Below are 22,345 nucleotides of genomic sequence, written 5' to 3'. Positions count from 1 at the left end.
GCCGATGCAGCTCCTCACCCAGGCCCGCCGCTTCGCCAAATCCGGCTGGCGGCACCGCTGGAAGGCCATGCTGCTCGCCTGGGCCATCTGCGCCCTCGGCTGGGCCGCCGTCTCCAACCTGCCGGACCAGTACCGCGCCACCGCCCGGCTCTACGCCGATGCGGACATGATCCTCGGCCAGCTCCTGCGCGGCATCGCGGTGGACAACGCCCCGGCCAACCAGGTGGACATCCTGCAGCGCACCCTGCTGAGCCAGCCCAATCTGGAACGGGTGATCGCCCGCACCGACCTGGACCTGCGGGTCAACAGCGTGGCAGCGCGGGAAGCGCTGCTGCAGCGCCTGGCGCGGGATGTCCGCATCACCACCCAGACCCGCAACCTCTTCACCATCTCCTACACCGACCGCGACCCGCGCCTGGCGCGCGACGTGGTGCAGACCCTGCTGACCATCTTCATCGAATCCGCCAGCAGCAACGACCGGCAGGCGATGGAGAATGCCCGCGCCTTCGTCGCCCAGCAGATTGCCAGCTACGAGACCCAGCTCCGCGAGGCGGAGCGGCGCCGCGCCGAATTCCGTGCCCGCTACATCGATTTGCTGCCGCAGGATTCGCTCGGCGGCGTCAGCCGGATGGAGGCCGCCCGCGCCTCCCTGCTGCGGCTGCGTGGGGAGCTGCAGGATCTGGTGGTGCGGCGGGATCTGATGAAGCCGCAGCTCCAATCCCTGCCGCAGACGCTGACCGCGGCCGAGGCCGCCGGCGGCCCGCCGGCGGAAAGCCGCATCGCCGAGGGCGAGCGCCTGCTGCGCGAGCTGCGCCTGCGCTTCACCGAGCAGCACCCGGACGTCATCGCCGCCCGCACCGCCCTGGCCGAGCTGCGCGCCTCCGGCACCGGCGGCGCCCCGTCCCGCGGCGGCGGCGGCACCCAGACCACCAGGCCCAACCCGGTCTATGAGCAGATGAAGCTGCGGCTGATCGAGATGGATGCCGAGATCGCCTCCCGCGAGCGCCGGGTGCAGGAGGAGGAGCAGCAGGTGGAGCGGCTGGAGGCGATTGCCCGCGGCGCGCCGCAGCTTCAGGCGCAGTACCAGAACCTCGATCGCGACTACAACGTGCTGCGGCGGAATTACGAGGAGCTGCTGGCGCGGCGGGAGGCGGTGCAGATCGCCGGCGCCGCCCGCAGCGGCACCGACCGGGTGCGGCTGGAAATCGTGGACCCGCCCATGGTGCCGAGCCTGCCGACCGGGCCGAACCGCTTCCTTCTCGCCTCCGCCGTGCTCGCCCTCGGGCTCGGGGCCGGGGCCGGGCTCGCCCTGCTGCTGGTGCAGTTCGACCGCGGCTTCTACACGCTGCACGACCTCCGCCAGCTCGGCCTGCCGGTGCTCGGCAGCGTCTCCTCCACCCTCGCCCCCGCCTCCCCCACCGTGGCGCGGCTGAGCTTCGCCGGCAGCCTCGGGCTGCTGCTGCTGACCTATGGCGCGGTGCTGTCGGTCGGGCCGAAGGTGATGGCCCGGCTCCCCTCCCTGGTGGCGAGGATCCTGGCGTGAGCGACCCGAAGACCCGCTCCCATCTGGTCGAGCGCGCCATGGAAGCACTGGGTGGTGCCGGCACGCTGCTGCGCGCCGGCGGCAGCCCGGCCACGCCGGGCGGCGCCGCGCCGGGCGGGGCGGCCCTCGCCCCGCCGCGCGGCGGTGCCGCCCCCGGCAGCGCCGCCCGGCCCGGCAGCGCCACGACCGGTGCTGCCGGGGGCGGCGACGCCCTCGCCGGGGGCGCTGTTGCAGGGGAGGCCATCGCGGGGGACGGCCTGGCCGCCGGGGCCGGCGTCGCCGGGGCAGGTATCGCCGGCACAGGTATCGCCAGCACAGGTATCGCCGGCACAGGCGCCGCCGAAGCCCCCACGCTGCCATCGGTGGATGCCGGCGAGGCCCCGGCCGCGCCCGAGCCGGTGAGCCTCGAGACCATCCGCCGCGCCGGCCTCGTGGTCGCCCCGGGCGGGGCGGAGCGCAACCGGGCCTCCGAAGAGATGAACGTGGTGCAGCACCAGGTGCTGCGCACCCTGCGCTCGACGCCGGAAGCGGAGGGGCGCTGCGCCCGCGCCATCCTCATCACCAGCGCCCGGCCGGGGGAGGGCAAGACCTTCACCGCCCTCAACCTCGCCGCCAGCATTGCCACCGGCGGCGGCCGCCCCGCCGTGCTGGTGGATATGGACGGCAAGCGCGGCTCCCTCTCCGAATTGCTCGGCCTGGCGGACCAGCCGGGGGTGCGGGCCCTGGCCGCCGATCCCGGCCTGGCGCCGGAAACCCTGCCGATCCCCACCGAGCTGCCGCGGCTTTCTATCCTGCCCTATGGCCCGGCCGCGGGCGGTTCCGAATTGCCGCCCGGCGCCGGGGTGGTGGCCATGCTGCTGCGCCTCTCCGCCGCCCTGCCGCAGCATGTCTTCGTGCTGGACAGCCCGCCCTGCCTCTCCACCAGCGATCCTTCGAACCTGGCGCCGGCGGTCGGCCAGGTGGTGATGGTGGTGCAGGCCGAACGCACCCAGCGGGATGAGGTGGAGGCAGCGCTCGACCTGGTGGAGGCCTGCCCCAGCCTGCAGCTCGTGCTGAACCAGACCCGGATGATGAGCAATGACAGCTTCGGCGCCTATGGCGCCTATGATGTCTATGGCTCCTACGGCCTGAGGCCCGGGGGCTGAGATGCCGCTCCCGGTCGGTCCGGTGAGGTGCCGCGCGGCCGCGCGCGCCTGGAGAAGAGAGGCCTGCCGGGTGTGGTCCGCCCGGAGGAAATCCGCCCAGGCGTGGGTTGCCGAGGGGCAAGCCGCCCAGGGGAAAGCCACCCAGGGGCGGGCTGCCGAGGAGCAGGCCGCCCGCGGGAAAGCCACCCAGGCGCGGGCTGCCGACGGGCAGGCCACCCGCGGAGAGGCCGCGCAGGCGGGAGCCGGCCGGGGGAAGGGGGAGGGCGCCGCGGCGCACCGCCTCGGCGCCGGGCTCTGCGCCGCCCTGGCCCTGGCCAGCCCCGCCGCCGCCCAGCTCCTGGCGCCCGGGGGCGGCGAGGTCCGGCTGGATGCCGGGGCAGAGGGGCGCGGCAGCGGCTTTTCCGCCCCCGCCCTCGACGATATCGGCCTGTTCGACACCCCCCTGATGCGGGGCGGGGAGCTCGGGCTTCTCCCCGCCGGCGGCACCGCCGCCGGCCCGGAGCGGGGCTGGGGGATCAGCCCGAGCCTCGGCCTCACCCTCGCCGGCACGGACAATGTCCGCAACACGGCGCGGGACCGGCGCGGCGACGCCTATCTCACCCTCACCCCGGCGGTCACCGCCTTCGCCAGCACCGCCCGCTTCAGCGGCAGCCTGGCCTACAACCCCTCCGGCCGCTTCCATGCGGAGGACACCCGGTCCGACCGCTTCGACCAGCGCTTCTTCGGCACCGGCCAGGCGGTGCTGGTGGAGGATCTGCTCTTCCTCGACCTGCTCGGCAGCGGCTCGGTCAGCGATGTGGAGGGCAATGCCAGCGGCAGCACCGCCGCGCTCGATCGCAACCGCGCGGTGCAGACCACCATGCTGCAGGCCGCGCCCTACCTGCTGCACCGCTTCGGCGGCGACGCCACGCTGCAACTCGGCTACGCCGTCCGCAACCTGGTGCAGGATGGCCGCAGCGCCGCCCTGCCCGGCTCCAGCACGCCCTTCTTCAAGCCGGAGGAGACGACGATGCAGGAGGTGCAGGGCGCCCTCCGCTCGGGCGAGAATTTCGGCCCGCTCGGCCTGCAGCTCAGCGGCTCCGGCACCACCTACAGCGGCACCAGCGCCCTGGCCGGCGCCCACCGCATCCAGGGGGGCGTCGAGGCCCGCTACGCCGTGACCCGCTGGCTCGCCCCGGTGGTGGCGCTGGGCTACGAGGATCAGAGCTTCGGCGGCACCCGGCCCTTCACCGTGCAGGGGATGACCTGGTCGGTCGGCGCCCGGCTGACGGCGGGGCAGGACAGCAGCATCCTGCTGCGCTACGGAAGGCGGGACGGGTATGAATCCGCCAGCCTCAACGCCAATGTCGCGCTCGGCGCGCGCACCCGGCTCACCGCCCGCTATTCGGACCAGATCGGCACCGCCCTGCTGCAGAGCGCCGATCTGCTGAGCGCCGCCCGGACCGACGCGCTCGGCAATCTGGTGGATGGCCATTCCGGCGGCCGGCTCGTCGCCCCCTTCGGCACCGGGCTGCTGGCGACGCAAAGCGCCATCACCCGCAACCGCCGCGGCACGCTGGGCCTGAGCCAGAGCTGGACGCGGGACACGCTGGGCTTCTTCTTCACCTATGACGAGAGGCTGCCGCTTTCCGCCGCCCGCGGCACCACCGCCTTCGCACAGACGGCCTATGCGGTGAGCCTGAGCTGGTCCCGGCAGCTCGACCCCGCCACCACCGGCTCCGCCTTCGCGACGATCGGGCGCACGGAGCGCGATGGCGCCAGGACCTCGGACAGCTACGGGCTGCGGCTGCGGCTGAACCACAGCCTCACCGCCAGCCTCAGCGGCTGGGTGGAATACGGCTTCGGCTATCGCAGCGCGGATCTCGCCGGGGGCAGCACCGTGCAGAACCTCATCATCCTCGGCCTCCGGCAATTCTTCTGAAGGGGCGGCGCCATGCAGATCGACTTCTACGGCTTCCGCGAGCATCCCTTCCTGATGACGCCGGATGCGCGGCTGTTCTACGCCAGCTCGGTGCATGCCCGGGCCTATGCCCACCTGATGTACGGGCTGGCGCAGCGGGAGGGCTTCGTCGTCATCACCGGGGAGGTGGGGGCGGGCAAGACCACGCTGGTGGAGCGCCTCTGCGCCGAGCTGGACCCGGAGGGCTTCGCCATCGCCCGCATCGTCACCACCCAGGTCTCGGGCGACGACCTGCTGCGCCTGGTGGCGGACAGCTTCGGGGCGCAGCCGGAAGGCGACAAGGCGGCGGTGCTGCGCAGCGTCATCGCTGCGCTGCGCCATGTGGAAAAGCGCCACCTCCTCATCGTCGACGAGGCGCAGGGGCTGGCGGCGCCGGCGCTGGAGGAGCTGCGCATGCTCTCCAACGTCACCCAGGGCGGCCAGGCGGTGCTGCAGACCATGCTGCTCGGCCAGCCGCAGCTCCGCCGCACCATGGCGAGCCCGGATCTGGACCAGCTCCGCCAGCGGGTGCTGGCCTCCTACCATCTCGGCGGCCTCTCCGCCGAGGAGACCAGCGCCTATGTCGAGCACCGGATGCGCGCCGTCGGCTGGGACGGCAGGCCGCATTGGGAGAAGGCGGCGCTGGAGCTGGTGTTCCGCCACAGCGACGGCGTCCCGCGGCGTATCAACCGGCTCTGCTCCCGCGTGCTGCTCGCCGGCGCGCTGGAGCAGGCGGAGGCGATCTCCGGCCCGATGGTGGAGGCGGTGGCGCTGGAGCTGGCCGAGGATCTCGGCGGCGATCCCGGGGCGCTCTCGCCCCAGGCGCGGTTCGACCTCGGCGCGACGATCGACGATCTCAGCCAGCGCGTCGATGCGCTGGAGCAGAGCGTGGCGCGGCGCGAAAGGGTGCTGAGCCGCATGGCCGAGCTGTTCGGCGGCGAGTCGCGGCGGTGAGCGCCGCCGCCGCCCCGGCCACCGCCTCGGCCACCACCCCTGGGCCCGTCAATGCCATGAGCATCGACGTGGAGGACTGGTTCCAGGTGCAGAATTACGCCGGGCTGATCGGGCGGGAGCGCTGGGACAGCCTGCCCCGCCGCGTCGAGGACCGGACGCGGGAGGTGCTGGCGCTCTTCGCCGCGTCCGGCATTCGCGCCACCTTCTTCACCCTGGGCTGGGTGGCGGAACGCCACCCGGCGCTGATCCGCGATATCGTCGCGGCAGGGCATGAGCTGGCGAGCCATGGCTACGGCCATGAGCGGGTGTTCGAGATCGGCGCGGCGCGGTTCCGCGAGGATGTCCGCGTGGCGCGGGACCTGCTGGAACAGGCGGGCGGCGTCGCCGTCACCGGCTACCGGGCGCCGACCTTCTCGGTGAACCCCGGCGCCACGCCCTGGGCGCATGTCGTGCTGGCGGAGGCCGGGTATCGCTACTCCTCCTCCATCTTCCCCGGGCCGCGCGCCGGCGGGCCGGTGCCGCTGACGCCCTGGCGCCCGCATCCGGACGGGGTGGTGGAACTGCCGATGACGGCGCTGCGGCTGGGCCCGGCCTGCCTGCCGGTCTCCGGCGGCGGGCCTTTCCGGGCAACGCCGCACACGCTGTTTGCCGCCGCGCTGCGGCGGGTAAATGCGGCGGGGCGACGCGGCATCTTCTACTTCCACCCCTGGGAGATCGACCCGGACCAGCCCCGCATGCCCGGGCTTTCCGCCAGCCGGCGGCTGCGGCATTTCCTTGGCCTGCAGCGCATGGCGCCGCGCCTCGCCCGGCTGCTCGGCGAATTCGCCTGGGGGCGGGTGGAGACGGTCTTCGCGGCGGAGCTGGCGGCGCCCACAGCCCCGGGACGCGACGCCGCGGGCCGGGACGCGCCGGGCGGTGAAGCGCTGGGCCGGGAAGCCCTGGGCCGGGAAGCGCTGGGCGCTGGTGCCGCGGGCCCCAACGCCCCGAGGCCTGCCACCCCAGCGCCTGGCCCTGGCGCCCTGGACCCTTGCGCGCCGGCCCATGATGCCCGGGGCTGCAACGCCCCCCGCGCCGCCTGAGCGCCGCGCCATGGCCCTTCGCATCCACAGCCTCGAGGATCGCGCCGCCCCGGCCTGGGACGCCTTCGTCCAGGCGACGCCCGCCGCCACCTTCTTCCACCTGACGCCCTGGGCGCGGGTGATCCGGGAGGCCTTCGGCCACCGCACCTACTACGCCTATGCGGAGCGGGACGGCGCCATTCTCGGCGTATTGCCGCTGGCCCGCATGCGCACGCGCCTGTTCGGGGACAGCCTCGCCTCCACCCCCTTCTGCGTCTATGGCGGCGCCGTGGCGGTGGAGGAGGCGGCGCGGCTGGCGCTGGAGGCGCATGCGCTGGACCTCCAGAAGAAGCTGCGGGTGCCCTGCCTGGAATACCGCCGGCTGGACGCGGCGGATGCCGGCTGGCAGGGCCGCTCGCCGCTCTACTTCACCTTCCGCAAACCCATCGCGCTGACCGGCGACGACACCAAGGACATGCAGAAGAACATCCCGCGCAAGCAGCGCGCGGAGGTGCGCAAGGCGATCGAGCGGTTCAAGCTCACCTCCGTGTCGGATGGCGACACGGACCGGCTGCACCGCATCTATGCGGAGAGCGTGCGCAACCTCGGCAGCCCGGTCTTCCCGCGGCGCTATTTCCGCCTGCTGGGGCAGGCCTTCCCCGGCGCGCATGACGTGACGACGGTGCTGCACGAAGGCAACCCCGTCGCTGCCGTGCTGAATTTCCATTTCCGCGATCAGGTGCTGCCCTATTACGGCGGCGGCACCCAGGCGGCGCGCGGGCTTTCGGCGAACGACTTCATGTACTGGGAAGTGATGCGCCGCGCCGGGAATGAGCGGGGCGCGACGCTGTTCGATTTCGGCCGCAGCAAGGCCGGCACCGGCGCCTTCGCCTACAAGCGCAATTGGGGCTTCACCGAGGAGGAGCTGCATTACTGCTACCGCCTCGCCCCCGGCGCCGCCGTGCCGGAGAACAACCCGAACAACCCGAAATACAAGCTGGTCATCGCCGCCTGGAAGCGGCTGCCCCTGGCGGTGGCCAATCTGCTGGGTCCGCCCCTGGTGCGGGGGCTGGGCTGATGCCGGGGCTCGGATACCTCCCGGCGCCGCGCAACCATGGGCTGCGCCCCGAAGGAACGAGGGCTTTGCCCATTGGCGGCAATGGTCGGAGGCAGTGCGTCCAACCCCCTTCGGGGCCGGCCCCCGGTGTGAGCTTCGGATCCGACAGTTCAGCCCGCCAACTCACGGCGGGGTCCGGGGCCAAGCCTTGGCCCCGGCGGGAGTGCAGAGGGCAGTGCCCTCTGCCGGGGGTTTGGAGGCAGCGCCCCCGCCGGCCATCCGCGGCGCACCCGGCATGAAGCGCCTGCTGTTCCTCTCCCACCGCATCCCCTACCCGCCGGAGAAGGGGGAGAAGATCCGCGCCTGGCACATCCTCGACCATCTCGCGGAGCGCTTCGCGGTGGAGGCCGGCTTCCTGGTGGATGACCCCGCCGATCTGCGGCATCTGCCGGTGCTCGCCGCGCGCTGCGCCCATGTGGAATGGCGGCCGGCCTTCTCCCGCTTCGGCACCGCGGCGAGGGCGCTTTCGCGAGCCCGGCCCGGCCGGCCGCTCACCCTCGGCTGGTTCCACCATCCGGGCCTCTTCGCCTGGGCGCAGGCGGGGCTGGCCGCCGGGCGCTACGAGGCCGCCTTCGTCTTCTCCTCCGCCATGGCGCCCTATGCCATGGGCCCGGCCGCGCGCCGTCCCGGGCTGCGGCGGGTGCTGGACATGGTGGATATCGATTCCGAGAAATGGGCCGCCTATGCCGAAGGCGCCGCCCCGCCCATGCGCCAGGTCTGGGCGCGGGAGGCCCGCACCCTATTGGGTTTCGAGCGCCGGGCCGCCCTGGAATTCGATCGCACCCTGCTGGTCTCCGCCGCGGAGACGGCCCGCTTCGCCGCGCTGGCGCCGGAGGTGGCGTCGCGCTTGGCCGCCCTCGACAATGGCGTGGACCTGGCGCGGTTCAGCCCGAAGCACGACTGGCCCAACCCCTTCCCCCGCCCCGTCCCGGCGCTGGTCTTCACCGGCAGCATGGGCTACCGGCCCAATGTCGACGCCGTCACCTGGTTTGCCGAGGCGATCCTGCCGCGGCTGCGCACCAGCCCCGGTCCGGCGCCGGAATTCTGGATCGTCGGCGCCAACCCGGCGCCCGCGGTGCAAGCCCTGGCGAGGCTGCCCGGCGTGACCGTCACCGGCACCGTGCCGGATGTCCGCCCCTACCTGGCCCATGCCGCCTGCGCCGTGGCGCCGCTGCGCATCGCCCGGGGAATCCAGAACAAGGTGCTGGAGGCGATGGCCATGGCCCGCCCCGTAGTGGCGACGCCCGAGGCCCATGAGGGGCTGCGCGCCGAGCCCGGCCGCGACCTGCTGGTAGCGGCGGGGGCGGAGGGCTTCGCCGCCGCCGTCGCCGCCGTGCTGGCGGGCGCGCATCCCGGCCTCGGCGCCGCCGGCCGTGCCGCGGTGATGGCCGGGCATGACTGGGCCGCCTGCCTCGCCCCGCTGGACGCCCTGATCGACCCTTCCCCTGCCGAGGCGGCGCCCGCGCCGATCGCCGCATGAGCCTGCCCCTCGCCCCCTCTTCCGCCTCGCAGGAGGCGCCGGCGGGCGCACCAACGGCCTCCCGCGGGCCGGCGGCGGCGCCTGCCGCCGGCGCCGCGCTTGGCCTCATCGGCGCCGACGCGGATTCTGCGGCGGATCCCACACCCGGCATCACCAGCGGCCCGGCACCCGACCTCGCCGCCGGCCCAACGCCCGGCCCGACCGCCAGCCCAGCGCCCGGCTCCGCCGGCCCACCCAGCCTTGCCGCCAGCCCAGCGCCTGGCCCCGCCGCCGGCCCAATGCCCGCCTTCCTGGCGAGCCCGGCCGAATGGCGCGGCCCGCTGCTCTGGCTGGGCAGCGTGGTCTTCACCCTGGCGCTGGTCTTCCTGCCGGAAGGCGCGGCGGCGGTGCGTGTCTGGAACGCCTCCACCGCCTACAACCATTGCTGGCTGGTGCTGCCCATCGCCCTCTGGCTCGGCTGGCAGCGCCGCTTCCGCCTGGCCGGGCTGCGTCCCGCGCCGGATGCCCGCCTCGCTTTGCTCGCCATCCCCCCGGCGCTGGCCTGGCTGGCGGCGGAGCGGCTCGGCATCATGGAAGGGCGGCAATTCGCCGCCCTCGGGCTTGTGGAGGTGGCGGTGCTGGCCATTCTCGGCCGGCGGGTCTTCCGCGCCTTCGCCGCGCCGCTGCTCTACCTGGTCTTCCTGGTCCCCTTCGGCGCCTTCGCCGTGCCGGCCCTGCAGCTCGTGACGGTGAAGCTCATCGGGTTCTTCCTCGGCCTCACCGACATCCCCTTCTACATCGACGACCTGCTGATCCAGATTCCGGCCGGCGATTTCCTCGTCGCCGAGGCCTGCGCGGGCCTGCGCTTCCTCATCGCCGCGCTGGCCTTCGGCGCGCTCTACGCCGCGGTGATGTTCCGCAGCCCGGGGCGGCGCCTGATCGTCATGCTGCTGGCGCTGGCGGTGCCGATTCTCGCCAACGGGGTGCGCGCCTTCGGCATCGTCTGGCTCGGCCATCACCTGGGCAGTGCGGAGGCGGCGGCGGCGGACCATGTGATCTATGGCTGGCTGTTCTTCTCCGCCGTCATCCTGCTGCTGATCCTGGCCGGCCTGCCCTTCCGGGAGGATGCGGCCGGCCCCGCCCCGCTGCCCCCCGCCCCGCCCGGCCCGCCGGCGCCGCCCGCCGCCGCCACCACCACCGCCGCCATCGCCGGCGCGCTGCTGCTGGTGCTGGCCCTGACGGCCCCGGCCCTCGCCTATGCGCTGCAGCGCGGCGGCCGGGTGGCGGAGCAGCCCCTGCCGCTCGCCGCCCTGCCCGGCTGCGCCGCCACGGCGGACGGGCCGGCGCTGGACTGCGACGGGGCGCGGCTCAGCGCCCGGCTCATCGCCTTCCCGGCCGGCGCCACCTGGTCGGCCGTTGCCGCCGGCCGCCTCGGTGGCTTCGCCAGCACGGATGACGACATCACCTTCGCCCTGCCCCAGCCCGGCATCGCCCGCTGGACTGCGCGGCAATCCCGCGGCGGGGAGGGGGTGGTGGCCAGCGCCATCTGGGTGGCGGGGCGGCCCAGCGGCGGCGGCCTCGGCGCGCGGCTGGACCAGGCGCAGCGCAGCCTGGGCCTGCGCCGCGGCCGGCCGGTGCTGGCCCTGGTGCGGCTGCTGCCCGCCCCGGGCGGCCACCCGGCCAGCGCGGCGGAGCGCAACCTGCTGGTGCGGCTGCTGGAAAGCCAGGGCGAGGCCATCGCCCGCGCCGCCGCCGCCGGCTCCGCGGCGCCGTGAGGCGCGGAGCCGAGGGGCTGCCGACGGTGGCGCCAAGGGAATGGTGCCAGGAGTGGCACCGGACGGGATGGCGCCAGCGGAACGACGCCAGGAATGGCGCCGGGCGGGATGGCACCAGCGGAACGACGCCAGGAGTGGCACCGGGCAGGATGGCACCAGCGGAACAACGCCAGGAGTGGCACCGGACGGGATGGCGCCAAGGGGGCACCGGACGGGATGGCACCAGCGGAATGACGCCAAAGGGGTGACGCCAAAGGGGTGACGCCAAGGGGCGACACCGGAGAGCGGCGCCTGAACCGGGTTCACCGGCCGGCGTGAAACATGCGACGAGATGCAAGGGCAGGGCGTGCGGGGCGGCGAATGCCGCACGCCCAAAGGGAAGGGCAGGATGGCAAGCTATCTCGTGACCGGCGGCTGCGGCTTCATCGGCTCCCACCTCACCGCCGCGCTGCTGGCGGCGGGGCATGCGGTGCGGGTGCTGGATGACCTGTCCTCCGGCCATCTCGCCAATCTCGCCCCGGGCGCCGAGCTGATCCGCGCCGATTGCGCCGACCCCGCCGCGCTGCGGGATGCCATGGCGGGGGTGGCGGGCTGCTTCCATCTGGCCGCCATCGCCTCGGTGGAGCGGGGGCGGCGGGACTGGGCGGGCACCCACCGGGTCAATCTCAGCGCCACCGTGGCGGTGCTCGAAGCAGCGGTGGCCGAGACCCGTGCCCGCGGCAGGCCGGAGGCGGTGCCCGTGGTCTACGCCTCCTCCGCCGCCGTCTATGGGGAGCCGGAATCGCTGCCGCTGACCGAGGCCGCGGCGACCCGCCCGCTCTCCGCCTATGGCGCGGACAAGCTGGGCTGCGAGCTGCATGCCAGGGTCGGCGGGGTGGTGCATGGGCTGCCGACCACGGGGCTGCGCTTCTTCAACGTGTTCGGGCCGCGGCAGGACCCGTCCTCGCCCTATTCCGGCGTGATCTCCATCTTCTGCGAGAAGCTGGTGCGCGGCGAGAAGGTGACTGTCTTCGGCGATGGCGGCCAGACGCGGGATTTCATCTTCGTGGCGGATATCGTGGCCGGGCTGCTGGCGGCGATGCGCCAGGCCTCCGCCGCCGCCCCGGTGTTCAACCTCTGCACCGGGCGGCCGGTCGCGGTGCGGGAGCTGGCGGCGGCGATCGCCGGCCTCTGCGGCACCGTGCTGGAATTGCGGCAGGCGCCGGCGCGCAGCGGGGAGATCCGGCACTCGCTCGGCGACCCGGCGGCCTCGCGGGCAGCGCTGGGGCTCGGGGAGCCGGTGACGCTGGAGGCGGGGCTGCGGGAGACGATCGCCTGGCTGCGGGCGGGAAGGCCGGGGCTGCGGTAGGGCGGGCAGCCGGCGCGAAGCCTCCGCCGGCGGCCCTCCGGCCGGGCAGCGATCCGGCAATGGCCGCCATGGCGAGGGCGGCGGCGCCCGGCGCGCGATCGCCGGCAGGCCGGACGCTCCGGGCGGGGGTGCAGGGGCGGGAAGCCCCTGCTCTCAGGCCGCGGCCCGCCGTCCGCGCCGGGCGTATTCGGTCAGCGCATCCTCCGGCACCGGCAGGATGGGGGTGAAATCCCGGTGCGCGATCCAGTCCGGCCGCGTCGGCCGGCGGATGTGGTTCGAGACCGCGTTCAGCGTCAGGTAGACGATCTTCCGCGGATAGGGCGTGATGTTCGGCGCCGAGCCATGCACCAGATTGCCGTGGAACAGCAGCACCCCGCCCGGCCGGCCGGTCGGGGCCACGATGCCGCCCTCGGCCACCAGCTTCGTCACCATCTCGTCGTCCAGGGTCCAGAGCGGGTAGCTGGTGGTGCTGACATCATGCCCCGCCGCCAGCGTGCCATGGCGGTGGCTGCGCGGGATCAGCATCAGCGGCCCGTTGATCGGCATCACCTCATCGAGGAAGACGGAGATGTTCATCGCCCGCGGCTCCGGCATGCCGTCATCGCGCGCCCAGGTGCCGTAATCCTGGTGCCATTGCCAGACATCGCCGGTGAAGGCCGCCTTCGCGTTGATCTTGAACTGGTGCATGTAGAGTTGTTCGCCGAAGATCTGCTCCACCGGGCGGATCAGCCGCGGATGCGCGCCGAGCAGGCGGAAGGCCTCGTTGTAGGTATGGGCGGCGAAGGCGGTGCGCGGCGCGCCGGATTTCTCTCGCCAGATCTCCGGGCGCTGCACGGCGTAGATGGCCTCCGCCTCCTCCCGCAGCACGGCCACTTCCTCGGGCGAGAAGGTCTCGGGCAGGAAGAGCCATCCCTCTTCCTGGAATTGGGCGATCTGGTCGGCGGAGAGCTGCATGGTCCGTCCCTTCTTCTGGCGTTTCCCCTGAAGCAGACCGCCCTGCGGCGGCACGCCCGCAGGCGTGGTTCTGCTCCGCGAACAGGCGGCCCGGGACCGGAGGCCGGTGGCTTTGGTCCCGGGTCGCCAGGCCCCAGGCTAGGCCCGTCGCCCCGCCGCAAACAAAGCCTTTCCGCCGGGGCCGCCGGGACGGCAGGATGGCGGCAACGAGACTGGGAGGATGTTCCATGACCGCTTCGCCGGGCCGCCGTGCGCTACTGGCCCTGCCGCTTGCCGCCCCCGCCATCGCCCGCGCCTCGGATATCGGCTGGCCGACCCGGCCGGTGCGGGTGGTCATCTCCTGGCCGCCCGGGGGCGGGGCGGACATCCCGATGCGCCTGGCCGCCCCCGCCATGCAGCAGGTGCTCGGCCAGACGCTGGTGCTGGAGAACCGGGCGGGCGCCTCCGGCTCGGTCGGCGCCGGGGTGGTGGCCCAGGCGGCGCCGGATGGCTACACGACGCTGGCGGATACCGCCGGCGGCTCGGTGAACCATCTGCTGATTCCCGGGCTGCCCTATGATTTCGCGAAGCAGTTGACGCCGGTCAGCCAGATGGTGCGCTCGCCGCTGCTCTGCGTGGTGCGGGCGGACCATCCGGCGCGGAATCTGGGGGAGCTGCTGGAGCGGATGCGGGCGGCGCCGGGGCAGATTCCCTTCGGCTCCTCCGGCGTCGGGACGATGACGCATCTGGCGCCGGCCCTGCTGCTGAGCCGGGCGAAGGTGACGGCGAACCATGTCTCCTATCGCGGCGGCGCGGCCTCCATCGCGGGCATCCTGGCGGGGGATGCGGAATTCGTCTTCTCCACCCTGCCGCAGGCGACGCCGCTGGTGAAGGAAGGGCGGCTGCGCGGCCTCGCCGTCTCCATCAATGAACGCCTGCCCGCCCTGGCGGAGGTGCCGACGGTGCAGGAGCAGGGCTTCCCGGATTTCGATATCGCCGACTGGCTGGGCTTCTACACGCCGACAGGGACGCCGGCCCCGGTCATCGCCCGGCTGGCGGAGGCGGCCCAGGCGGGGATGCGGGACCCGAACGCGATCAAGCGGCTGGGCGAGCTGGGCATGATCCCGGTGGGGAGCACGCCGGAGCAGTTCCAGGCCTTCTACAACGACCAGCGGAACCGGCTGGGGGCGATCATCCAGGCGGAGAACATCAGGGTCGAATAGCGGATGCTCACCCGTCGCGCCCTGCCGGCGCTGCTGCTGGCGACCCCCGCCCTGGCGCAGGAGGCCTATCCCAACCGGCCCATCCGCGTCGTCGTGGCCTGGCCGGCCGGCGGCGGCGTCGATACCCCGACCCGCCTCGTCTCCGTCCCGATGAGCCGCTTTCTCGGCCAGCCGGTGGTGCTCGACAATCGCGGCGGCGCCTCCGGCTCGATCGGCGAGGCGGAGGCGGCACGGGCGGCGCCGGACGGCTACACCCTGCTCGCCACCGGCCTCGGCATCGTCACCAACCCGATGCTGCTGCGGAACCTGCCCTACGATCCCGAGGCGGCCTTCACCCCGGTCTCCCAGCTCACCTCGGCGCCGCTGCTGCTGGTGGTCAGGGCCGACTATCCGGCGCAGAGCCTGGACCAGCTCCTGGAGATGGCGCGGCAGGCGGCGGGGCGGATGACCTATTTCTCCTCCGGCATCGTGGGCGGGCCGCACATGACCTGCGTGATGCTGATGCGCCGGGCGGGGATCACCGCGACGCATGTCAATTACCGCGGCGGCAGCCAGTCCATTGCCGGGGTGATGGGCGGCGACACGGATTTCGGCTTCTCCACCCTGCCCCAGGCGGTGCCGCTGGTGCGGGAGGGCAAGCTGCGCGCCCTCGGCGTCTCCTCGCCGCAGCGCATGGCGTCCCTGCCCGATGTGCCGACCGTGGCGGAGCAGGGCTTCCCGGGCTTCGAGCGGTCGGAGGCGACCAGCCTCTGGGCGCCTTCCGGCACGCCGCCCGGCTGCATCGCGCGGCTGCACCAGGCCGTGGTGGCGGCGCTGGCCGACCGGGAGGTGCTGGCGCGGCTGGAGGTGCTGGGCATGACCCCGGTCGGCAGCAGGCCGGAGGAGATGGCCGCCGCCATGGCCGAGTACCGGAGCTTCGCCGCGGCGATGATCCGGGCGGAGGGGCTCCGGCAGGAATAGGCGGGGCAGGAACAGGCGGGCGGCGCCTTCGGGGCCTCCGCCGTGCCATGCGCTGCCTTCCGGGCCCTTGCCCTCGGCAAGCTAGAGCAGATCGCCGGAGGGCGGCATCGCCCGGAGGCGTGAATCTGCTCCACAATCCATAAGCTAGAGCGGTTTCGCGCTGCACAGTCGGCGTGAAACCTCTCTAGAGTGGGATCGGCTGAGCTGCGCTCACCCGCCCCGCTCTAGCTCATTGTTCGGTCACGTGATTCACAGTTTCGGTCGATTCGACCGAAACCGATCACGCTCTAGGGACCATGAGGAGGGCCTGCCCGCGAAGGTCGCTGGACGTCCAGCGACCGGAACGGACAAGCGGGCCACTGGAAACACAGGCCGGCGGCCGGGAACGAAGCCCGCAGGACTGCGGGATCAGGACACCGGGACGCCGTGCGGCGGCTGCATGTCCGTGTCCTCAGCCCATCGCCGCCCGCACCCCCACCAGCACCGCCAACCCCGCCAGCAGCGCCCCGAGCAGCCCGCCCCAGCGCAGCCGCCAGGCCAGCAGCCCCGCCGCCAGCCCGGCCAGCCTGGCCGCCAGCGGCACGCTCGCCAGCGCCCCGCCCGGCACCGTGACCGCCAGCGCCACGAAGGCCGCCAGCGTCGCCTGGCTGACGGCCGCCGCCCATTGCACCAGCCAGTGCCGCGGCCCCAGCGCCCCCGCCACCACCAGCCCGGCGGCGCGCAGCGCCAGCATGGCCAGTGCCGTCAGCAGCAGGGCGAGGTCAGGGCCGCTCATGCCGCCCCAGCAGGAAGGCGGCGGTGCCGCCCAGCAGCCCGGCCGCCAGCACGCCCCAGGCCGCCGGCAGCCATAGCGCCAGCGGCGCCGCCAGCACGCCCGCCAGCACCGCCCGCCGCGGCCCGGGGCGTGTCAGGTCATCCGCCATCAGCAGCGCGAAATAGAGCGGGTTGGCGAAGACCAGCGCCGCCAAGGTCGCTGGTCCCAGCAGCGGCGCCGCCAGGAAGCCCGCCACCGTCGCCAGCCCCGCCACCACCCAGGAGGCCAGGGCAAAGCTGAGGAACCAGGCCAGCCGCGCCTCCGCCGCCAGGCCGGGCAGCACCCGCATCGCCGCCGCCCAGGGGGTGATGGCGATGAAGGGCAGCGCCAGCCAGCGCCGCCAGCCGGGTGGCCCGAGCAGCGGACCGATGGCCACCGCCATGGGCAGGAACCGCGCATTGGCCGCCGTGGCGCCCAGCACCGCCGGCAGCGCCGGCCCCGCCGCGCCGCCCAGCAGCACCACCTGCCCCGCCATGCCATAGACCAGCAGGGAGGCGCCCAGCGCCCAGCCCAGCCCCAGCCCGCTGGCCGCCACCGCCGCCCCGAAGGCGAGGAAGGTGACGCCCATGGCCACGGCCGGAGCCCCCAGGGCCTGGCTCGCGCCGGGCCGGAACGCAGCGGAGAACAGCATCGCCGCCGCATCCTGCCATGCCCGTCAGCGCTTGCGGAGGCCCCGGCATCTCGCCGTGGCTGGCTGCCGCCGGCGCAGACGGCGCCAGGCCCGCAACGCGCCGGCAGGGGAGGGAGGCTGGGCCGGCAGGGGCGGCGCCCGGCGTCTCGCATGGCCCAATGGCATCCCCCCGCATGGCGGGGGGGAGAGAGGGGCGCGCGCGGCAGCCCTCCGGCCCGGCGCTTGCTTTTCCTGCCGGCTTCGGCGCGGCATATGGCCTGCCGGCGCCGTTTCCGGCCCCCTTGAGGACCTTCCATGCATCGCCGCTCGCTGCTGGGGCTTGCCGCTGCCGCGCCCCTTGCCCCCTTGGCCACCGCCGCCCTGGCGCAGGAGGCCAAGCCGGTCCGCCTCGTCCTGCCCTTCCCCGCCGGCGGCGCCACGGATGCCGTGGCCCGGGTCCTCGCCCCCGGCATGGCGGAGCGGCTGGGCCAGCCGGTCGTCATCGACAACCGGCCGGGCGCCGGCGGCGTCCCCGCGGCGGAAAACGTGGTGCGGGCGGCACCGGACGGGCTGACGCTGTTCTTCACCACCAGCTCCACCCATTCCGCCGGCCCGGCCGTCACCCCGAACCTGCCCTATGACGTGGAGGCGGATTTCACCCCGATCGCGCTGCTGGCCACCCAGCCCTACATCCTGGTGGTGTCCGCGGCGGTGCCGGCGGCCACGGTGGAGGATTTCGTCGCCTGGGCGAGGGCGCGGCCGGGCGAGGTGAATTACGGCTCCTCCGGCGTCGGTACCGCGCCGCACCTGACCGGGGCGCTGTTCGCCGCGCTGGCGAAGCTGCAGATGGTGCATGTGCCCTATCGCGGCACCGGCCAGGTCTATGCCGAGCTGCGGCGCGGCGACGTGCATGCGCTGTTCGACACGCCCTCCACCGCCGCGCCGCACCTCGCCTCCGGCGCCGTCCGGGCGCTGGGGGTGGGGGGTGCGGAGACGCCGCTGGTGCCCGGCCTGCCCGCCATCTCCCGGGCGGTGCCGGGCTTCGAGAGCGAGGTGTGGTTCGGGCTGTTCGGCCCGGCGCGGCTGCCGGCGGAGCAGGCGACGCGGCTGCGCGACGCCGCCATCGGCGCGGCGCGCGACCCGGCGCTGCGGGAGAAGCTGGCGGGGCTGGGCGCCGAGCCGAAGGGCGAGGATGGCGCGGCGCTGCGGCGCGTGGCGGCCGCCGAGCGGGCGCGCTGGACGGCGTTGGTCCGCGACCTGGGCATTCGCGCCAGCGATTGATCTCCCCCCGCGACGTCGCTGCGCGCCTTCACGGGTTGTCTCCCCACGAAGCCGCTACGCGCCTTCGCGGGGGCCCAAGACGGTGCGCAGCGCCGGCCTGGGGCGAGCCCGGGACCTGCGAACGCCCTGCGGCCGGGGCCACGCACAGCCTGTCGCGGCAAGGCCGCGCCAGGGCAACGGGCGGTGCAAGGTGCAGCAGGCGCGCCCGGCGGCACCGGGGCACATCAGTCTGCCACAGCAACTGTCGTGGCAGCGAAGGCCCTCTGCAGGGCCTTCGACGCCGTCGAAGGCCACCTTGCCCAGGGCCATGGGGCCTCGGCGCTGTCAAGGCCGGAGCCGCGCTTCGCGCCGTGCAGCGAAGCCGCAGCCTTGACAGCGCCGAGGCCCCATGGCGTTCGCTTGGAATGCGCCCGACGGTGTCGAGCGCGCAGAATGCGCGCCCGCACCACCACCGGGTGGCGCCATAGGGAGAGTGTGCCAATGCAACTCGGCATGGTCGGGCTCGGCCGCATGGGCGGCAACATCGTGCGGCGGCTGCAGGCGGCCGGGCATCACTGCGTCGCCTATGACCGGGACCCCGCCCCAGGGGCCGAGCTGGCTGCCCTCGGCGCCAGGCCGGTGGCGGACCTGCCCGCCATGGTCGCCGCGCTGGAGGCGCCGCGCGCCATCTGGGTCATGCTGCCCGCCGGCGCGGCGACGGAGGCGGCGCTGCTGACCCTCGCCGGGCTGCTCTCCCCCGGCGATGTGCTGATCGATGGCGGCAATTCCATGTGGAAGGACAGCATCCGTCGCGGCGCCGCGCTGCGCGAGAAGGGGCTGCATTTCCTCGATATCGGCACCTCCGGCGGCGTCTGGGGCCTCTCCCGCGGCTACTGCCTGATGATCGGCGGCGAGGCGGAGGTGGTGGCGCGGCTGGACCCGATCTTCCAGGCGCTGGTGCCCGGCAAGGACAGCGCGCCCCCCACCCCCGGCTACGCCGGCGACCCGCGCGCCGAGCAGGGCTATGTCCATGCCGGGCCCAACGGCGCCGGCCACTTCACCAAGATGATCCATAACGGCATCGAATACGGCATGATGCAGGCCTTCGCCGAAGGCCTCGACATCCTGCACCATGCCGACAGCCCTTCCCTGCCCGAAGAGCACCGGCTGGCGCTGAACCTGCCGGAGATCACCGAGGCCTGGCGCCGCGGCAGCGTGGTGGCGAGCTGGCTGCTGGACCTGACCGCCCAGGCCCTCGCCCAGGACCCGAAGCTGGAGGGCTTCTCTGGCCATGTCTCGGACAGCGGCGAGGGGCGCTGGACGGTGGATGCGGCGGTCGCCAGCGCGGTGCAGGCGCCGGTGCTGGCCGCCGCCCTGTTTGCCCGCTTCGCCAGCCGGGACGAGGACCGCTTCAGCGGCAAGGTGCTCTCCGCCCAGCGCAAGGGCTTCGGCGGGCATCTGGAAGCGAAGAAGGAATGAGCCAGGCGGTCCTGCTCATGGGCGTCTCCGGCGCCGGGAAGAGCACCATCGGGCCGAGGTTGGCCGCGGCGCTGGGCGTGGAATACGCCGATGCGGACGCGTTCCACCCGGCGGCGAACATCGCCAAGATGAGCAGCGGCCAACCCCTGACGGATGAGGATCGCTGGCCCTGGCTGGATGCGATCGGCGCCTGGCTGGCGGCGCGCGGGGCGGCGGGGGGCGTCGTCGCCTGCTCCGCCCTGAAGCGCGCCTATCGCGACCGGCTGCGGCAGGCCTGCCCGGGGTTGCGACTGGTCCACCTCGCCGGCGACCCGGCGCTGATCAGCGCCCGCCAGGCGGCGCGGCAGGGCCACTTCATGCCGCCCGGGCTGATGGCCAGCCAATTCGCCGCGCTGGAAGCGCCGGGGGAAGCGGAAGGGGCGATCACCCTTGCCGTGGATGCGGCGCCGGAGGCGGTGGTGGAGCGGGCATTGCTGCAATTACGGCAAGGCTGAACCGCCGCCGATGCCCGGCGCACCGCGGCCGCGCGGGGCGGATAGCGGGGATCGCGGCAGGAAGCCGGTGCCGTCCGCCGGGCTGGCGTGAAACCTGCCTGCTAGAGCATTCTCCATGCGCCAAGGTGCATGGAGAATGCTCCAGGTCTTTGTTCAAGCGCGCAAATTGCTCCGGCCAGCTGATTCCACCCGATCGGAGTTTGCTCTAGTGCCCCGATTCCGCAGTCCTGCGGACTTCGTTCTCGAGCCACTAGCTTGTGTTTTCAGTGGCCTGCTTGTCCGCTGCGTTCGCTGGAAAGCCAGCGAACTTCACGGGCAGGACACTAGCCCGAAGCCGTTCGGGCCGGGCGGCTATGGCCCTGCCACGCATCGGGCGGAGCAGGACGGTCCAGCCGGAACCCCCTTCGAGGCCGCAAGACCCCCGCCTTCCCTCAGGAGCAAGCCGCCATGAATCTGCCATCCGCCTTCCGCCGGCACTGGTCGAAGGACATCCAGCTCTCCCGCTTCCAGTTGCAGGCCATCGCTTCGGCGATCCTCTCGCGCAGCCCGGGCTGCCGGCTCCTGGTCTTCGGGCTGGGGAACGATACCGGCCTGTGGCTCGAGGTGAACGGCGCCGGCGAGACCTGTTTCCTGGAAACCAGCCCCGAATGGATCGAGACCGTCAAGGCGAGGCACCCCGGGCTGCAGGTCGGCCTGATGCCCAATTTCGGCCTGACGGTCGCCACCAGCATGGGCGCCGATGAGGCGGCCCTGCAGGCCTGCACCATCCCCGCCGCCCTCCGCTCCGCCAGATGGGACGTGATCCTGGTGGATGCGCCGACCGGCTTCGCGGCCGACCAGCCCGGCCGCGCCGTCGCCATCTACTGGGCGCTGCAGCTCGCCGACCGCAGCACCCATGTTTTCGTCGATGACTACGAGCGGCCGCTGGAAGGCCGCTTCTCCGACAAGTACCTGAAGCGGCGAAACACCAATTCAGCTGTCATTACCGCCAGCGAGTCCCTGCCCAGCCGCAAGCTGTTCTGGTCGATGGGAGATCCGCTCGGCAGAGATGCAGCCTCGGCGCGCAACGGCTGAGCCGCACTGGCCGGGATATACGCGGTTGGTCTTGATGCATATTCGGCCGAGGCGCGGCCTGTGACTTGTCGTTGTCGAAATGCAGAGCGCCATGCTACCTCGAATCGTGGGTCAGGGTCTGCGGGAGTGGTCGGTGCAACAAGTCGAGCTTCTGGACCTCTGGGGTAGCCGCCGGCCGGTGCGGGAATTCTGGTCGGGTGGCGGCAAGCGGGTCCTGATGTTCCATGACTGCGTGCGGACCTTCCCGGCCATGCTCGCGGCCGGCATCATCGGGCCCGATACCCTCATCGTCCAATCCTCCTCCTGGTACCGCGACAAGGCGCGGGTGAAGGGGCTGCTCGACATCCTGAAGCAGCTCGAGGAGGCGGCGCCGGCGCCGTTCGGCCTCAGCCGCAATTTCCTGTTCCTGGCGAATTCGGAGGAGGAGCGGGCCAGCCTGAAGCAGGCGCTGCCGGAGGTGCCCGTCCTGCACGTGAACAACACCGCCTTCCTGAAGGAAGACCTCTTCCCGATCGGGCCGGGCGAGAAGCTCTACGACGCGGTCCTGGTGTCCAAGCCGGCGCCGTTCAAGCGCATGCACCTGGCGAAGGACGTGCCCAACAAGATCATCATTTCCTACGCGGCCAGCTCGATCAGGGTCACCGACAAGAGCGATCCGGTGCCGGTGGAATCGCTCGGCGCCGAGCGGGTCTTCTGGGATCTGGGCCGGACGGATCTCGTTGCGCTGCTGCAGCGCAGCCGGGTGGGGCTGATCCTCTCCGCCGAGGAGGGCGCCTGCTACTCCTCGACCGAGTATCTGCTCTGCGGCCTGCCGGTCGTCAGCACGCCGAGCCGGGGCGGCCGCCACGACTACTACGACGAATTCTCCGCCGAGATCGTCGAGCCGACGCCGGAGGCGGTGGCGGCGGGCGTCGCGCGCCTGCTCGCCCGGCTGCGCGACGGTGCCATCTCGCCGGCGGATATCCGGGCCAGGACCGTGGCGCGGATGCTGGAATTCCGCCGCCGCCTCGCGGCCGGGCTGGAGGCCAGGCTGGCCGCGCTCGGCGTCAACAGCTTCGACGGCGCCGAGGTCGTCGCCGCCAACATCGCGCGAAGCTCGAAGTTGGAGGAATTCCGCAACTTCTGGATCAGCGGCGTCGCCACCTGAACGCGGCGGGATC

Annotated in this window: 19 protein-coding genes; 16 read left to right on the top strand and 3 right to left on the bottom strand. The window is 73.3% G+C overall.

Translation table 11 applies throughout. From position 1 onward, the window contains the following. Positions 1-4: 4 nt before the first annotated feature. The 9 genes from E5N76_RS16755 to E5N76_RS16710 all read left to right on the top strand — a co-directional run bounded on the left by E5N76_RS16755 (position 5) and on the right by E5N76_RS16710 (position 12,338). Entirely contained in the window at positions 5-1,543 is a 1,539-nt protein-coding gene (locus E5N76_RS16755; protein ID WP_149538459.1) for an XrtA system polysaccharide chain length determinant, read from the top strand. After that, positions 1,540-2,688: a P-loop NTPase family protein gene (locus tag E5N76_RS16750; RefSeq protein ID WP_149538458.1), complete on the top strand. Its 1,149-nt coding sequence runs from the start codon at positions 1,540-1,542 to the stop codon at positions 2,686-2,688. The genes E5N76_RS16755 and E5N76_RS16750 overlap by 4 nt, the downstream gene beginning before the upstream one ends. A gap of 70 nt (positions 2,689-2,758) precedes the next feature. After that, a complete protein-coding gene (locus E5N76_RS16745; protein WP_149538457.1) occupies positions 2,759-4,609 on the top strand; it encodes a TIGR03016 family PEP-CTERM system-associated outer membrane protein in 1,851 nt (616 codons plus the stop codon). A gap of 12 nt (positions 4,610-4,621) precedes the next feature. Continuing rightward, complete coding sequence (locus E5N76_RS16740; protein ID WP_149538456.1) at positions 4,622-5,581, top strand: AAA family ATPase; 960 nt, start codon at positions 4,622-4,624, stop codon at positions 5,579-5,581. Between the two features lie 56 nt (positions 5,582-5,637). Next, a complete protein-coding gene (locus E5N76_RS16735) occupies positions 5,638-6,660 on the top strand; it encodes an XrtA system polysaccharide deacetylase (protein ID WP_149538505.1) in 1,023 nt (340 codons plus the stop codon). A gap of 10 nt (positions 6,661-6,670) precedes the next feature. Then, on the top strand, positions 6,671-7,717 hold the full coding sequence (locus tag E5N76_RS16730) for a FemAB family XrtA/PEP-CTERM system-associated protein (protein WP_149538455.1): 1,047 nt from the start codon (positions 6,671-6,673) through the stop codon (positions 7,715-7,717). A gap of 274 nt (positions 7,718-7,991) precedes the next feature. Beyond that, positions 7,992-9,236: a TIGR03087 family PEP-CTERM/XrtA system glycosyltransferase gene (locus E5N76_RS16725; RefSeq protein WP_149538454.1), complete on the top strand. Its 1,245-nt coding sequence runs from the start codon at positions 7,992-7,994 to the stop codon at positions 9,234-9,236. Positions 9,237-9,514: 278 nt separating this feature from the next. Then, positions 9,515-10,990: an exosortase A gene (gene xrtA, locus E5N76_RS29560; RefSeq protein ID WP_187830214.1), complete on the top strand. Its 1,476-nt coding sequence runs from the start codon at positions 9,515-9,517 to the stop codon at positions 10,988-10,990. Between the two features lie 388 nt (positions 10,991-11,378). Then, the gene (locus E5N76_RS16710) at positions 11,379-12,338 is read left to right on the top strand and encodes an NAD-dependent epimerase/dehydratase family protein (RefSeq protein ID WP_149538452.1); all 960 of its coding nucleotides are present in this window, start codon (positions 11,379-11,381) and stop codon (positions 12,336-12,338) included. 153 nt (positions 12,339-12,491) lie between these two features. Here the strand turns inward: E5N76_RS16710 and E5N76_RS16705 are convergent, their stop codons facing one another. Then, positions 12,492-13,292 carry a phytanoyl-CoA dioxygenase family protein gene (locus E5N76_RS16705; protein ID WP_149538451.1) on the bottom strand — a complete coding sequence of 267 codons (801 nt, stop codon included), beginning with the start codon at positions 13,290-13,292 and terminating at the stop codon, positions 12,492-12,494. Positions 13,293-13,519: 227 nt separating this feature from the next. Between E5N76_RS16705 and E5N76_RS16700 the strand changes: the two genes are divergently transcribed. Both E5N76_RS16700 and E5N76_RS16695 read left to right on the top strand, forming a co-directional pair. Continuing rightward, positions 13,520-14,494 carry a Bug family tripartite tricarboxylate transporter substrate binding protein gene (locus tag E5N76_RS16700; RefSeq protein ID WP_187830213.1) on the top strand — a complete coding sequence of 325 codons (975 nt, stop codon included), beginning with the start codon at positions 13,520-13,522 and terminating at the stop codon, positions 14,492-14,494. A gap of 3 nt (positions 14,495-14,497) precedes the next feature. Then, positions 14,498-15,454: a Bug family tripartite tricarboxylate transporter substrate binding protein gene (locus E5N76_RS16695; RefSeq protein WP_149538449.1), complete on the top strand. Its 957-nt coding sequence runs from the start codon at positions 14,498-14,500 to the stop codon at positions 15,452-15,454. Positions 15,455-15,905: 451 nt separating this feature from the next. On the opposite strand, the gene E5N76_RS16690 is transcribed toward E5N76_RS16695, so the two are convergent. Next, positions 15,906-16,229, bottom strand: a complete 324-nt coding sequence (locus E5N76_RS16690; RefSeq protein WP_149538448.1) for an AzlD domain-containing protein — start codon at positions 16,227-16,229, stop codon at positions 15,906-15,908. Continuing rightward, positions 16,216-16,899 carry an AzlC family ABC transporter permease gene (locus E5N76_RS16685; protein WP_149538447.1) on the bottom strand — a complete coding sequence of 228 codons (684 nt, stop codon included), beginning with the start codon at positions 16,897-16,899 and terminating at the stop codon, positions 16,216-16,218. The genes E5N76_RS16690 and E5N76_RS16685 overlap by 14 nt, the downstream gene beginning before the upstream one ends. Before the next feature lie 294 nt (positions 16,900-17,193). On the opposite strand from E5N76_RS16685, the gene E5N76_RS16680 reads away from it, so the two are divergent. From E5N76_RS16680 to E5N76_RS16660, 5 genes are all read left to right on the top strand, one after another. Continuing rightward, positions 17,194-18,159, top strand: a complete 966-nt coding sequence (locus tag E5N76_RS16680) for a Bug family tripartite tricarboxylate transporter substrate binding protein (protein WP_149538446.1) — start codon at positions 17,194-17,196, stop codon at positions 18,157-18,159. Positions 18,160-18,591: 432 nt separating this feature from the next. Then, positions 18,592-19,617: a phosphogluconate dehydrogenase (NAD(+)-dependent, decarboxylating) gene (gnd, locus tag E5N76_RS16675; RefSeq protein ID WP_149538445.1), complete on the top strand. Its 1,026-nt coding sequence runs from the start codon at positions 18,592-18,594 to the stop codon at positions 19,615-19,617. Next, entirely contained in the window at positions 19,614-20,111 is a 498-nt protein-coding gene (locus E5N76_RS16670) for a gluconokinase (RefSeq protein ID WP_149538444.1), read from the top strand. Before gnd ends, E5N76_RS16670 begins: the two co-directional genes overlap by 4 nt. Before the next feature lie 447 nt (positions 20,112-20,558). Beyond that, complete coding sequence (locus E5N76_RS16665) at positions 20,559-21,185, top strand: hypothetical protein (protein ID WP_149538443.1); 627 nt, start codon at positions 20,559-20,561, stop codon at positions 21,183-21,185. Positions 21,186-21,318: 133 nt separating this feature from the next. Further along, complete coding sequence (locus tag E5N76_RS16660; RefSeq protein WP_149538442.1) at positions 21,319-22,332, top strand: glycosyltransferase; 1,014 nt, start codon at positions 21,319-21,321, stop codon at positions 22,330-22,332. Positions 22,333-22,345 lie beyond the last annotated feature (13 nt).

Source organism: Siccirubricoccus phaeus, from assembly GCF_008360935.1.
Taxonomy (GTDB): domain Bacteria; phylum Pseudomonadota; class Alphaproteobacteria; order Acetobacterales; family Acetobacteraceae; genus Siccirubricoccus; species Siccirubricoccus phaeus.
This window is presented reverse-complemented; position numbering and strand designations above follow the sequence as displayed.

Coding starts and splice junctions, on each gene's coding strand:
- E5N76_RS16670 (WP_149538444.1), top strand. CDS start 19,614: ATGAGCCAGGCGGTCCTGCTCATGGGCGTCTCCGGCGCCGGGAAGAGC.
- E5N76_RS16700 (WP_187830213.1), top strand. CDS start 13,520: ATGACCGCTTCGCCGGGCCGCCGTGCGCTACTGGCCCTGCCGCTTGCC.
- E5N76_RS16705 (WP_149538451.1), bottom strand. CDS start 13,292: ATGCAGCTCTCCGCCGACCAGATCGCCCAATTCCAGGAAGAGGGATGG.
- E5N76_RS16695 (WP_149538449.1), top strand. CDS start 14,498: ATGCTCACCCGTCGCGCCCTGCCGGCGCTGCTGCTGGCGACCCCCGCC.
- E5N76_RS16730 (WP_149538455.1), top strand. CDS start 6,671: ATGGCCCTTCGCATCCACAGCCTCGAGGATCGCGCCGCCCCGGCCTGG.
- gnd (WP_149538445.1), top strand. CDS start 18,592: ATGCGCGCCCGCACCACCACCGGGTGGCGCCATAGGGAGAGTGTGCCA.
- E5N76_RS16680 (WP_149538446.1), top strand. CDS start 17,194: ATGCATCGCCGCTCGCTGCTGGGGCTTGCCGCTGCCGCGCCCCTTGCC.
- xrtA (WP_187830214.1), top strand. CDS start 9,515: ATGCCCGCCTTCCTGGCGAGCCCGGCCGAATGGCGCGGCCCGCTGCTC.
- E5N76_RS16685 (WP_149538447.1), bottom strand. CDS start 16,899: ATGCTGTTCTCCGCTGCGTTCCGGCCCGGCGCGAGCCAGGCCCTGGGG.
- E5N76_RS16690 (WP_149538448.1), bottom strand. CDS start 16,229: ATGAGCGGCCCTGACCTCGCCCTGCTGCTGACGGCACTGGCCATGCTG.
- E5N76_RS16755 (WP_149538459.1), top strand. CDS start 5: ATGCAGCTCCTCACCCAGGCCCGCCGCTTCGCCAAATCCGGCTGGCGG.
- E5N76_RS16740 (WP_149538456.1), top strand. CDS start 4,622: ATGCAGATCGACTTCTACGGCTTCCGCGAGCATCCCTTCCTGATGACG.
- E5N76_RS16710 (WP_149538452.1), top strand. CDS start 11,379: ATGGCAAGCTATCTCGTGACCGGCGGCTGCGGCTTCATCGGCTCCCAC.
- E5N76_RS16725 (WP_149538454.1), top strand. CDS start 7,992: ATGAAGCGCCTGCTGTTCCTCTCCCACCGCATCCCCTACCCGCCGGAG.
- E5N76_RS16735 (WP_149538505.1), top strand. CDS start 5,638: ATGAGCATCGACGTGGAGGACTGGTTCCAGGTGCAGAATTACGCCGGG.
- E5N76_RS16665 (WP_149538443.1), top strand. CDS start 20,559: ATGAATCTGCCATCCGCCTTCCGCCGGCACTGGTCGAAGGACATCCAG.